This window comes from Epilithonimonas sp., from assembly GCF_056329745.1.
Genome location: NZ_JBWEYV010000027.1, coordinates 21,900 through 33,866, shown reverse-complemented (window position 1 = coordinate 33,866; position 11,967 = coordinate 21,900). Strand labels below are relative to the sequence as shown.

Below are 11,967 nucleotides of genomic sequence, written 5' to 3'. Positions count from 1 at the left end.
CTTCCAAATTTAAAAACTATATTTTTAAATGTTCTTGTTTTTGGGGAAGATTACAGGAGTCGTTGCTAAATTAGTTAATATTCTACCGTGCAGCCAAAATCAAACTAGTAATAACTAATTCAAAACACATAATACTGAATTAATGACCAGCAAAAAGTGAATTTTGATTTGGGAGTGCTTGGAATCTCACACACTCCGCGACAGTTTTTTTTTATCTTTTAAAAATCTCTTTTATTATGGATAGGAAACTATAGGTCAAATTATCCCTTTGCAAACGATTCAATATCCATTTTATTGCCAGCTGGCTATATTCATTTCTGCTTTTAGAATATATAAGATGGCTGCTAAAAAAAGGAAAAAATATTTAAAAAATCAGGAAGGAAACTGCACAGAAAAATTTGAGCTCGAACCTATTATGAAATTTGAAGAATTAACATTTGAGCAGTCACAGAAAATATTGGTCGATTGTGGCTTTAATTTAACTGCCGAAGAGATAAGTGAGCTGATGCAGTTTCTGAGCATTATAGCAAAAATAACTTTGAAAGAGGTTTTCTCTGCTAAATAAATCTTTTTTGTAATTTAGTTTTCTAAATACTTTAATAATCAATTTATTACAATGTCGTGTGATTTTATATTGATTCGTAATTTTTAATTTTTCTATTATGGCTATTGCTGACTTGTATATACGGGTTTCCACAGATGAACAGGCAGATAAAGGGTATTCCCAAAGAGATCAAGAGGAGAGGTTGCGTAACCATTGCTTTCGATCAGGATTAACAATTGGTAAGGTGATTTTTGAAGATCACTCAGCAAAGTCTTTTGAACGCCCTGAATGGAAAAAATATATGCTTGAATTTAGTAGGAGGAGAGCAGAGAAAGAAGGAAGGCTGCTGCTTTTTACAAAATGGGACAGATTTAGTAGAAATACAAGTGACGCATATCTGATGATTGGTCATCTTAAAAAGAAAAATATCACTCCTCAAGCCATTGAGCAATCTTTGGATTTGAGCATCCCTGAGAATAAAGTGTTGTTAGCAATTTATTTATCCACGCCTGAAGTTGAAAACGATCGAAGAGCCCTGAATGTAACAAATGGTATGAGAAGAGCAATAAAGGAAGGCAGGATGATGGGAATTGCTCCTTATGGTTATATTAATAAATGCACAGAAGATGGAAGGAAATATGTCGCCATAAAGGAGCCGGAAGCTTCTAATATAATATGGGCATTTAAACAAGTGGCAAAGGGTCACTTACCTACAGCTATGGTGCGTGTTGAAATGAACAAACGTGACGGGAGGGATATTTCTTTAAATGCTTTTATGGAAGCCTTAAAGAATGTAGCTTATTGTGGGAAGCTGTTATTACGTGGTAATGAAAAAGAAGAGGAGAAAATAGTGGATGGAAAACACGACCCGTTAATATCAGAAGAACTCTTTATAAAGGTTCAAAACGTTTTACGGCGAAAAGGGAACAAGGATCTGAGGTTGCCAGGAGGAAAAGTGATTAATGATGAAAGATACCCTCTGCGAGGAATTTTGCTTTGTCCTAAATGTGGAAACAATCTTACTGCAAGCGGTTCAAAAGGAAGGAAAAAGCATTATTACTACTATCATTGCAGTTCTGCCTGTGGATTTAGACATAATTCTGATTTAGTTAATGAACTATTTGAAAGTGAGCTCTCAAAATATGAGTTTCAGCCTGGTATTAGAAAAGTTTTAAATATGATGATTCTACATAATTTTAAAAGTGTTTCATCAACGATAAAAGATGAAAAATCTACTACTACAAATAGAATCAACTCTTTAAATGAAAGAATCTCAAAGGCAAGAGATATGTTCTTATCTGATAAAATCGATGAAGATGATTTTAGAGACATTAAGAACAGGTATAAAAGTGAATTGGACGAGTTAGAAGAAAAATTAGGTTTAATAAAGAAAAGCCCACAGAGTGAAATTGAAAAAAAACTTTCTCTGGCATTAGATGCAGTAACAAATGTCGCAGATCATTATAGAACTGCCAATTTGATGGATAAACGCGCGATTATTGGTTCGATATTTCCTGAAAAGTTAACTTTTGATGGAACTAGTTTTCGAACCGCTAAAATGAATAGTTTTGCTAAAAGTATCTTCTTGATTAAGAAGGAATTAGGAAGAAAAAAAAGAGGGGATCAGACTTTAAAAAATCTTAATCCCCGTCTTGTGAACTCGACAGGATTCAAACCTGTAACCTTCTGAGCCGTAATCAGATGCGCTATTCAGTTGCGCCACGAGTCCGTTGTTTCCTTATCATTTAAAGGTTTGCAAATATAGACAAATTTTACGTTCTTTGGAAGATGAAACGCATTTTTTTTCTAATTTTTATTTTTCTTTTTGCTCTATCGTGTAAAAAAGAAAGTGCAAAAATAAATCCTTCTTGGGTTACAATCTCACAACGTGTTAACTATTCTGAGAATGGTGGTGTTTTGATTCTCAATTCAGGGAAATTTAAAAATACCATTTCAAATTCCAAACTACCTTTCAAAAAAGCAATGCTGCTTAATTCAAGCCTTGTGGGATTCTTTTCTGAACTAGAATTGGAAGATAAAATTACAGGCGTTTCCAGCCCCGAATATATTTTCTCAGAAAAAATCCATCAACTCATTGCAGCCAATAAGATTCAAAACATCGGGAATGAGCAGAAATATGACCTGGAAAGAATATTGGCCAACAAACCTGATGTGGTTTTCACCAATTATGTTCCCAATTTTGCCAACACTTATGATATCTTGAAAAAAAATGGAATCGAAGTTATTTTTCTGGATGAATTCCTGGAGCAAAATCCATTGGAAAAGTCGAAATACCTGTTACTTTTCGGTAAATTATTTGGAGTAGAGAATCGTGCTGAAAAAAAATATAAGGTAATCCGCGAGAATTATAACAAAATTCAGAAATTAGCAGCAGAAACCAAAACACGTCCAGGCGTTTTATGTAATGAGATGTACGGGAGCCAATGGTTTTTGCCGGGTGGCAAATCCTTCGTAGCTCAATTAATCAACGATGCAGGAGGAAAATACATTTTAGCCAATAATAAAGAATCTGTTGCTGTCCCGTTGAGTTTTGAAGAAGTGTTTGTAAAATCAGAAGATATTTCTTACTGGATCAATATTAGCCCGCATCAAAACAAAAAAGAATTATTAACGCTTAATCCCAATTATGCCAAAATGAAAGTTTTCGAAACAGGGCAGCTTTTTATGATTAACAATCGGGAGAAAGACCGTGCCAATGATTATTTTGAATCCGGTGTCGTGAGATGTGATTTGGTTTTGAGGGATTATTTTAAAATTTTTCATCCGGAAAATAGGATATTCAATAATCAACCTTTGGTTTATATGAAAGCACTTAAGTAATGAATAATCAGAATTATAAATTAGATTTTTTCTCAGGACTTTTATTATTCATCGGTTTGTTGATTGGCCAGTCTTTGGCCTATGCTTTGGGCTTGGGATTATCTTCGCTGTTACAAAGGGATGTCCAGGATACAGGATGGTTCAGTTTGGTAGCATACACCATTACCATGCTGGTACCGATTGTGTTTTTCGATCTCTTAATTGTTAGGAAAGATGGAAATAGACTTCATTTCGATTTTTCCACAAAACCTTTTCGCATTTACTTACTGATCTTTCCGATGATGTTTGGGATGATGCTGGTGGCGGATTATGCCACTCAACTGATACCCACAACCGGCGGATGGCTGGGCGCACTGTATAAAATCTATAGTGCCCAGTTTGCAAAACTTTTGCAGGAACCGGTTTCATTGGTATTAATGACGGTAATTATTGCACCAGTTTTGGAAGAAATTCTCTTCCGCGGAATTATTATGAAAGGCATGCTCAACAACCATGTAAAACCAGCGACGGCCATCGTAATCTCAGCTGCCATTTTCGGGCTCGCACATTTTAACCCATGGCAGTTTGTGGGCGCAATGCTTTTGGGTTTGGTATTGGGTTTGGTGTACTACAAAACCAAATCTTTACTGATGTCGATTTTGCTGCATGCTTTTAATAATCTGGCATCGGCCATAATGATGTTATGTACAGATGATGAGACTTTTTCGGATTTGTTCCATATAAAAAGCGAAGTGTTACTGTTGGCGGGATTGGTTATTTTCATAATTCCATTTTACTTTTTTGCCGTACAGAAAAACATTATTTATAAAGAATAAAAAATTTAGTATTTCATTAATTATCAATTATCATTCATCAATTATCATTTAAAAACAAGGCATGGAAATTTTAGTAGCAACGCATAATTTACATAAGAAGGAAGAGATACAACAGATATTAGGAACAGATTACGTGGTGACAAGCCTTTCTGATTATAATCTAAATGATGAAATAGTGGAAGATGGTGATACTTTTGCCGAAAATGCACTGATTAAAGCTAAATATTGTTTTGAAAATACAGGTAAAGCCAGCCTTGGTGATGATAGCGGATTGGTTGTAGAAGCACTTAACGGAAGGCCTGGGATCTACTCGGCAAGATATGCGGGCGATCATAATTTCAAAAAAAATATCGAAAAAGTTTTGGAAGAGATGAAGGATGAACCCAACAGGCGCGCTTATTTCATCACCATGTTATGTTTTAAAGACAGCGATGGTGAGCATTATTTTGAAGGCCGCGTTTATGGTAATTTGACCAAGGAAGTTTTTGGGGAAGAAGGTTTTGGGTATGACCCGATTTTCATCCCAGATGATTATAACATGACTTTCGCAGAAATGTTGCCCGAAGAAAAAAATAAAATCAGCCACCGTAGTGAAGCGCTTAAAAAGTTTCTGGATTATCTTAATACCAGAGGGGGTGTGCTTTAGGTTTTCCAATGTTTTTGTATATTTACCTCGTAATTTTCATTAGAGTTTAGAAAATTGAGCACATATCTTACCATTCTGGGATTCAATTCCGCAATTCCCACCATCAATTCTTCGCCTACCGCCCAGTTCCTGGAAATGGAAGAGCGGCATTTTCTCATCGATTGTGGCGAGGGAACGCAGGTACAGATGCGGAAAGCCAAAGTGCGGTTCTCCAAGATCAACCATATTTTTATCTCGCACCTTCATGGTGACCATTGTTTCGGGCTGCCGGGTTTGGTGGCTTCTTTCCGGCTGTTGGGGAGAAAAACCCCACTGCACATCTATGGTCCAAAAGGCATCAAAAAGATGATGGATACCATTTTTGAAATCACAGAAACCTATAAAGGATTTGATGTAATTTACCATGAGCTGGATAAGAAAGTTTCAGAAAAAATCTACGAAGATAAAAGGGTAGAGGTCTTCACCATTCCCCTTAATCACAGAATCTACTGTAATGGTTACCTCTTCCGCGAGAAGCCCAAAGAGCGACATCTTAATATGAAAGAAATTGCCAGGTATAAAGAGATTGAAATCTGCGACTTCCAGAACCTGCGTTTGGGTAAAGATTTTATTTGTGAAGACGAAACCGTTATAGAAAATACAATCCTCACAACAGATCCTAAACCGTCTGTTTCTTACGCATTTTGCAGCGATACCAAATATAAAGAAGACATTATCCCGATAATCAAAGATGTAGATGTACTTTATCACGAGTCCACATTTCTGAATAACCTCAAGGATATGGCAGATTATACGGGACATTCCACAGCGCTGGAAGCGGCTACTATTGCTAAGAAAGCTAATGTTGGTAAGCTGATTTTGGGGCATTTTTCTAACCGCTATAGTGACCTTAGTGTTATGACAGATGAGGCACGACAGATTTTTCCCAATACATTTTTACCCAAAGCGCTCGAAACAATTAAAATCGGTTAGGCTGGATTATCTGTTTTAATGCATAATATTTTTATGATTATTGATATTATATCACCTTCGGATGTATTATTATCGATGTTTTGACGTTGTAATTTCAATTGTTTAATTTTTTTTCTTTAAACTAAAAATATCATTTTCGTAAAAATTAATGTAAAAATTTTATATTTGTCAAAAATGAAGTCATCATGCAAGAAACTTTTATAGATACCGAAATATTATCGTTTCAGGAGTTCCGAAACGAAATTATCGAAAGCTACAAATTGGCAAGAATCTCCCGCGAGATGAGTTATCTGGGAAGGAGAGAAGTATTGACTGGGAAAGCTAAGTTTGGTATTTTTGGTGATGGTAAGGAGTTGCCCCAGCTCACAATGGCAAAGGTTTTCAAAGACGGAGACTTTCGTTCCGGATATTACAGGGATCAGACTTTTTCCCTTGCGGTAGGAGCTTTAACTATAGAAAGTTTTTTTGCGCAGCTTTATGCAGATACCAGCATAGAACGCGAGCCGGCGTCCGCAGGAAGGCAGATGAACGGGCATTATGCTACAAGAAGCCTTAATCCTGATGGTAGCTGGAAAGACCTTACGGCTCAAAAGAATATTTCCGCTGATATATCGCCTACTGCTGGCCAGATGCCGCGACTTCTGGGACTGGCGCAGGCTTCTAATGTTTATAAATCAGTTAAATTCCCAGGTTCTGAGAAGTTTTCCAAAAACGGAAATGAAATCGCATTTGGCACTATTGGAGATGCATCTACGGCAGAAGGTCATTTTTGGGAAACTTTGAATGCCGCATGCGCATTACAGGTTCCTATGATTGTTTCGGTTTGGGATGACGGTTACGGTATTTCTGTGCCTACCCAAAATCAAAGGGCTAAAACGGATATTGCTGAGATGCTTTCCGGGTTTCAGAGGAAAGACGATGAAACACAGGGTTGCGAAATAATGCAGGTTAAAGCCTGGGATTATCCTGCCTTGATGGATGTTTACGCCACAGCCGAGATGTTGGCAAGGGAACAGCGCGTTCCTGTTGTTATCCATGTGATAGAAGTAACGCAGCCGCAGGGGCATTCCACTTCGGGGTCGCACGAACGTTATAAAAACGAAAACCGACTGAAGTTTGAGTCAGAATTTGACTGTCTTGAGAAATTTAAGGAGTGGATTGCCGGATATTCATTTAAATTTGATGAAGATGCTGAAGTACAAACTATTGCCAGCCGAGAGGAATTGGATAAAATAGATGCTGAAGCCAAAATAAGAGTAAAAGAAGGCCAAAAAAAGGCTTGGGACAGATATCAGATAGCAATTGCAGAGACTAAAAATATATTACTGCCCCTAGTTGAAACAGTGGCTCAGACTAACCCAGCGGTGTCCACAGAATTACAAAAATTCAGTAGTCTAATTACTGTGAGTAAAAAAGATGTTTTTCATTTGGCAAGAAAGACCTTGTTGACTGTAAGAGGTGCAAAATCCGAAGCTGTTGCGATTCTGAAACAAAAATTAGAAGAAGCAACGGCAAAAGAGCGGGATAATTATTCTTCTCATTTATATTCGGAATCAGAGTGGCGCGCGACTAATGTTCCGGCAGTTGCGGCCATATATTCGGATCAGTCACCTAATGTGGATGGCCGTGTTGTCATCAGAAATAATTTTGATAAGATCTTTTCAAAATATCCTGAAGTGCTTATTTTTGGAGAAGATACAGGTAATATCGGTGATGTTAATCAGGGACTGGAAGGTCTTCAAGAAAAATATGGCAGTGTAAGAATTGCCGACACCGGCATCCGCGAAGCTACAATTTTGGGGCAGGGTATCGGGTTGGCAATGCGCGGTTTACGTCCTATTGCAGAAATCCAATATCTGGATTATATCCTCTATTGTCTTCAGGGCATGAGTGATGACTTGGCTACGGTGCAATACCGTACCAGAGGGGGGCAAAAAGCACCTGTTATTATCCGTACAAGAGGCCACAGGCTAGAGGGTGTTTGGCATTCGGGGTCACCAATGGCCGGAATTCTTAACCTCTCAAAAGGGATTAATATTTTAGTTCCCCGAAATCTTACCATAGCTGCAGGTTTTTACAACACTATGCTGCAGAGTGATGAGCCGGCTCTTATTGTGGAGTGTCTCAATGGTTACCGTCTAAAAGAAAAACAGCCTGATAACCTTGGCGAATTTACCGTGCCGGTAGGTAAAGTGGAAATTACCAAACCTGGTACAGATGTGACCTTGGTAACCTACGGTTCTACGTGGCGTATCGTTTCTGAAGCGGCTGAGCAACTAGCAAATGTTGGTATTTCTGCGGAAGTGATTGACATCCAATCCCTAATCCCGTTTGATCTTAGTCATGAGATTTCAGACAGTTTAAAGAAAACAAACCGCTTGGTTATTATAGACGAAGATGTGGAAGGTGGTACATCTGCTTTTATCCTTCAACAAGTTTTGGAGAAACAAAAAGCTTTTAGGTTTTTGGATTCCGATCCGTTGACTATCTCAGCAGAAAACCACAGGCCTGCGTATGCCAGCGATGGCGACTATTTTAGCAAGCCTTCTGTGGACGAGGTTGTAGAAAAAGTTTATAAGCTGTTTACTGAAATTAATCCCGGAAAATACCCGACGATTTATTAATTTTTTGATTAAAATAAACCAAATAAACCTTTTGAAGATTCGATTTTCAAAAGGTTATTTTTTTGCAGATCTTCTACAAAAACATCTTCATTCTCATAGCGTATAAACATATTTTCGAATGTGGACTTCCTATGGGCGTAACCTTGCATAAAATCTTTGTTATCATTCCATTGCTGAAGGTCCGTTTTTCTCATCCATTGTATAAAACGAGAATGAGAATCTGAACGGAAAATCTTATTCCTTTTTAACAGTTTGTATCTCATAGCTTTAGGAGTTTATAAACAAATTTAATAAATAGATTTGAATTGGATTGTAAATTCAAAATTAATTTTTATGTTTTATTGTGTATTTGATAGTGGTTATACCTTGAAAATAGTAATGTGATTAATACATTTTGTTTTTACTGTTGATATTTGACCAAAAATGTTTAAAATATAGGAAGTTTGCCAGCTGTTTTGTAATTTTGGATAATCAAATTTTAGTTAAGCCTATCTGTGACTGATGAAAAAGTCAATCATTTTCATATTGCCCGATCTGGAGGCTGGCGGTGCGGAGCGTATTGTAACTACGCTGGCCAACCATTTGCCAAGGGAGCGATATGCGCCTGCTATATTATTATTGAGAAAACAGGGAGCCTACCTTGATCTGTTAAGTCCTGATGTTGAAATTATAGATATTGATACACCTAGGATAAGACATTCATTAAAACCTATTCTTCTAGAAATCAAACGCAGAAAACCCGATATTGTATTTACTGGTTTTGGTGAAATTAATGCTTATCTAGCGCCTTTTACAAAACTTTTTCCTCATACTAAGTTTATTGCCCGAGAAACCAATGTGGTGTCCAAACATGTTACCAGAAGGGAGATTAGGTTTTTCTACAAATTTTATAATGCCTATGATAAGATTATTGCTCAGAGCAATGACATGCAGCATGATTTGTTGAAAAATTTTGGCGTTAAAAAAAAGAAAATTGTTAAGATTAATAATCCCGTAGATGTTAGTTTTATCAATGAAAAACTAACGGAATCTATAAGGCCACAAGAGTTTTCTTCTCAACATAAAAATGTGGTGGCTATTGGTAATCTTTCTGCTAGAAAGGGATTTGATAATCTCCTAAAAGTCTTTTCTAGGCTAAAAGATCAAAATATTATGCTTCATATTCTGGGTGATGGGAAAGACAAGGATATACTCCTTAAAATAAAGGAAATGCTTGGCCTAGATCATGTTTTTTTTCATGGTAAAAAAAGTAATCCGTACCAATATCTCAAATATGCAGATCTTTTTATTCTTTCTTCCAGATATGAAGGTTTCCCTAACGTACTTCTGGAAGCAGGTGTATGTGGTGTTTATTCTGTTGCCAACAATTGCCCCGGCGGTATCAATGAGATAATAAAAACTAGTATTAATGGTGAAATTGTTGATATTGAAAATTATGATGATTTTGCATCCGCCATTTTAAAGGCGTTACGTGAAGATCATAGCCAGGAGAATATCATTGAAGCCATTAGATGTAGATTTGATAAAGGCATTATTATGAAACAATATGATGATCTTCTCTGGAACTTGTAGTTAAATCTATGTTTTGTTATGTGGTTTATATGTCCCAAGTTACTAGAATTTTACAAGATATGTTTTGTAAGTAACATAAGTAAAAATACATCTTTAATTGCCAGATAGACTCACAAAAAATTATCGATGTTAATCATTTTCAGAGTAAGATAATATTCATTATTTTTTTATTGGGAGTTATTTGATATAAGACAATATCAGATCAACGGTCTGCTCACGGTTGATATCGGTATTGTCAATCAGGATGGCATCTTCGGCTTGTTTGAGAGGCGATATAGAGCGTTCGCTGTCAATCTTGTCACGGGTGACGAGGTTGTGTTTCACAGTTTCAAGGTCAGTTTGCTCTCCGGCCTGCTCAAGCTCCAGGAAACGGCGGTGGGCACGCTCATCCTGGCTGGCCGTCATAAAAAATTTGTAATCGGCATGAGGTAGCACTACGGTGCCTATGTCGCGGCCATCCATAATAATACCACCTTTGGAAGCAATATCCCGCTGGGTTTGTAACAGGTAATTTCTCACCTGTGCCTCTTTGGCAACTTGGCTTACGTTGTCAGAAACCTGAGGGAAGCGGATCTCCTTGTTGATATTGACTCCATTAAGGAAAAGTTGCAGTTCACCATCAATATCTTGGAACTCCAACTTGATGTCTGGCAGTCTGGAAATTAGCTGCGGGATGTCAATCTGGCGGTTGTCATTGGTACAGTTTTGCAACGCAAAGTAGGTAATCCCCCTGTATAAAGCTCCTGTATCCATGTGGATGAGTCCCAGTTTCTTAGCAATAATTTTAGAGATAGAACTTTTCCCAGTAGAGGAAAAACCGTCGATAGCGATTACAGGTTTTGTTGTCATTGTGCAAATGTAATGAGTCTTAGAAAAAAATAAAAATTAATTTCTCTGATAATTGAGTATCGCTCATTTTGACTGACTTAGCGGCGGTTTCCGCCCAATTCTATTAGGTCCATGGTAAGGCCTAGCATGTTGACGTTGGAGGCGTTATGGTAGCGCATATGGGAATAATCAAACCGGAAAGAAGAAATCTTTAGGCTGAAACCTGCAGACAGCCCCGTAAAGTTCCGTTGATCCAGCACGGCCATCTCGCCACCTCTTTTAACATTATAGCCAAAACGGATGTTGAAAGGCTGACCAGGGAATAATTCTGCACCAAAGGACAGGTGATCCAGCACTTTTCGCCCAAAGGAAGTTTCCTGACCATTAATGTTGGTGGCAGGCGAAATATCAAATTGTTGTAGGTCGTGCGCCGTTATGGTGAGGGCAGCGGGAAATCCATCCAGAATCTTGGTGTAGCCAAGGTCTACGCGAAAAGGGAGCCTCTCACGGACACCATTGTATGGCCGAATCTGGTAGCCAAAGTTACGGAATACCAAAGCTAGCGTCTCATGGGACTTGTCAAAGTAATAGGTAACACCTGCTGTTGCGGTAATGGCTGAGGAGGTGTAGGTGTCAATCTTGGAAGTGATATAGTTGGCATTGATGCCTATCGTCCAGTCATCTTCAAACTGGTAGGCGTAGCCTATGCCAGCGGCGGCATCCATCGCAGAAAAATCGCCGTTGATATTGGCATTTTCGTCGGTTCTTGGCATGCTGCCATAATCCATATATTTGGCATTGAAAGACATCAGGTGGCCTTCGCCAAGATCCCTTACATACGCAAGGCTGCCAATTTTGGTTCCGGCCAGGAAAGAGGCATAGTTGGCGGATACCATATTATCCATCTCCAGGTTCATCAGCGCCGGGTTGGCCGCCGTAAAATTAACATCATAATCCCTTACGGATACCGCATCGCCCAATACGCCCTGCCTCGGGGACATTGGGATATTCAGGAACTGATAAACCGTGGTGCCTGTCTGCGAAAAGGCTACGCCGGATATTGTTAATAAAAGGAGACTGTAAAACTTCTTCAACACACGCTTTTGTCTTTGCAAAAATAATCTA

Annotated in this window: 11 protein-coding genes and 1 tRNA gene; 8 read left to right on the top strand and 4 right to left on the bottom strand. The window is 38.1% G+C overall.

What is annotated here, in order from left to right; genetic code table 11:
* Window positions 1-268 precede the first annotated feature (268 nt).
* Window positions 269-565: a hypothetical protein gene (locus tag AC00Y6_RS14860; RefSeq protein ID WP_474491396.1), complete on the top strand. Its 297-nt coding sequence runs from the start codon at window positions 269-271 to the stop codon at window positions 563-565.
* Between the two features lie 97 nt (window positions 566-662).
* Window positions 663-2,234 (top strand): recombinase family protein, encoded by a 1,572-nt coding sequence (locus AC00Y6_RS14855; protein ID WP_474491395.1) that lies wholly within the window; start codon window positions 663-665, stop codon window positions 2,232-2,234.
* Here AC00Y6_RS14855 and AC00Y6_RS14850 read toward each other — a convergent pair.
* Window positions 2,200-2,273: transfer RNA gene (locus tag AC00Y6_RS14850), tRNA-Arg, on the bottom strand. The two genes, AC00Y6_RS14855 and AC00Y6_RS14850, sit on opposite strands and share 35 nt — an antisense overlap.
* 59 nt (window positions 2,274-2,332) lie before the next feature.
* Between AC00Y6_RS14850 and AC00Y6_RS14845 the strand changes: the two genes are divergently transcribed.
* From AC00Y6_RS14845 to AC00Y6_RS14825, 5 genes are all read left to right on the top strand, one after another.
* Window positions 2,333-3,385, top strand: coding sequence for an ABC transporter substrate-binding protein (locus AC00Y6_RS14845; RefSeq protein ID WP_474491394.1), 1,053 nt, complete (start codon window positions 2,333-2,335; stop codon window positions 3,383-3,385).
* Window positions 3,385-4,200, top strand: coding sequence for a lysostaphin resistance A-like protein (locus AC00Y6_RS14840; RefSeq protein WP_474491393.1), 816 nt, complete (start codon window positions 3,385-3,387; stop codon window positions 4,198-4,200). Before AC00Y6_RS14845 ends, AC00Y6_RS14840 begins: the two co-directional genes overlap by 1 nt.
* 61 nt (window positions 4,201-4,261) lie before the next feature.
* Window positions 4,262-4,846, top strand: a complete 585-nt coding sequence (gene rdgB, locus AC00Y6_RS14835; protein ID WP_474491392.1) for an RdgB/HAM1 family non-canonical purine NTP pyrophosphatase — start codon at window positions 4,262-4,264, stop codon at window positions 4,844-4,846.
* Between the two features lie 54 nt (window positions 4,847-4,900).
* The gene (locus AC00Y6_RS14830) at window positions 4,901-5,818 is read left to right on the top strand and encodes a ribonuclease Z (RefSeq protein WP_474491391.1); all 918 of its coding nucleotides are present in this window, start codon (window positions 4,901-4,903) and stop codon (window positions 5,816-5,818) included.
* A gap of 185 nt (window positions 5,819-6,003) precedes the next feature.
* Entirely contained in the window at window positions 6,004-8,442 is a 2,439-nt protein-coding gene (locus AC00Y6_RS14825) for an alpha-ketoacid dehydrogenase subunit alpha/beta (protein ID WP_474491390.1), read from the top strand.
* 8 nt (window positions 8,443-8,450) lie between these two features.
* Here AC00Y6_RS14825 and AC00Y6_RS14820 read toward each other — a convergent pair whose 3' ends face one another.
* Window positions 8,451-8,705, bottom strand: coding sequence for a hypothetical protein (locus tag AC00Y6_RS14820; protein WP_474491389.1), 255 nt, complete (start codon window positions 8,703-8,705; stop codon window positions 8,451-8,453).
* Window positions 8,706-8,940: 235 nt separating this feature from the next.
* Between AC00Y6_RS14820 and AC00Y6_RS14815 the strand changes: the two genes are divergently transcribed.
* Complete coding sequence (locus AC00Y6_RS14815) at window positions 8,941-10,014, top strand: glycosyltransferase (RefSeq protein WP_474491397.1); 1,074 nt, start codon at window positions 8,941-8,943, stop codon at window positions 10,012-10,014.
* A gap of 177 nt (window positions 10,015-10,191) precedes the next feature.
* Here AC00Y6_RS14815 and cmk read toward each other — a convergent pair whose 3' ends face one another.
* Both cmk and porQ read right to left on the bottom strand, forming a co-directional pair.
* Entirely contained in the window at window positions 10,192-10,863 is a 672-nt protein-coding gene (gene cmk / locus AC00Y6_RS14810) for a (d)CMP kinase (RefSeq protein WP_474491388.1), read from the bottom strand.
* Window positions 10,864-10,940: 77 nt separating this feature from the next.
* On the bottom strand, window positions 10,941-11,957 hold the full coding sequence (gene porQ / locus AC00Y6_RS14805; RefSeq protein ID WP_474491387.1) for a type IX secretion system protein PorQ: 1,017 nt from the start codon (window positions 11,955-11,957) through the stop codon (window positions 10,941-10,943).
* Window positions 11,958-11,967 lie beyond the last annotated feature (10 nt).

What these genes read in the sequence shown, in the direction of transcription:
- AC00Y6_RS14855 (WP_474491395.1), top strand. Translation starts at nt 663, where the DNA reads ATGGCTATTGCTGACTTGTATATACGGGTTTCCACAGATGAACAGGCA.
- AC00Y6_RS14845 (WP_474491394.1), top strand. Translation starts at nt 2,333, where the DNA reads ATGAAACGCATTTTTTTTCTAATTTTTATTTTTCTTTTTGCTCTATCG.
- AC00Y6_RS14840 (WP_474491393.1), top strand. Translation starts at nt 3,385, where the DNA reads ATGAATAATCAGAATTATAAATTAGATTTTTTCTCAGGACTTTTATTA.
- rdgB (WP_474491392.1), top strand. Translation starts at nt 4,262, where the DNA reads ATGGAAATTTTAGTAGCAACGCATAATTTACATAAGAAGGAAGAGATA.
- AC00Y6_RS14825 (WP_474491390.1), top strand. Translation starts at nt 6,004, where the DNA reads ATGCAAGAAACTTTTATAGATACCGAAATATTATCGTTTCAGGAGTTC.
- AC00Y6_RS14820 (WP_474491389.1), bottom strand. Translation starts at nt 8,705, where the DNA reads ATGAGATACAAACTGTTAAAAAGGAATAAGATTTTCCGTTCAGATTCT.
- cmk (WP_474491388.1), bottom strand. Translation starts at nt 10,863, where the DNA reads ATGACAACAAAACCTGTAATCGCTATCGACGGTTTTTCCTCTACTGGG.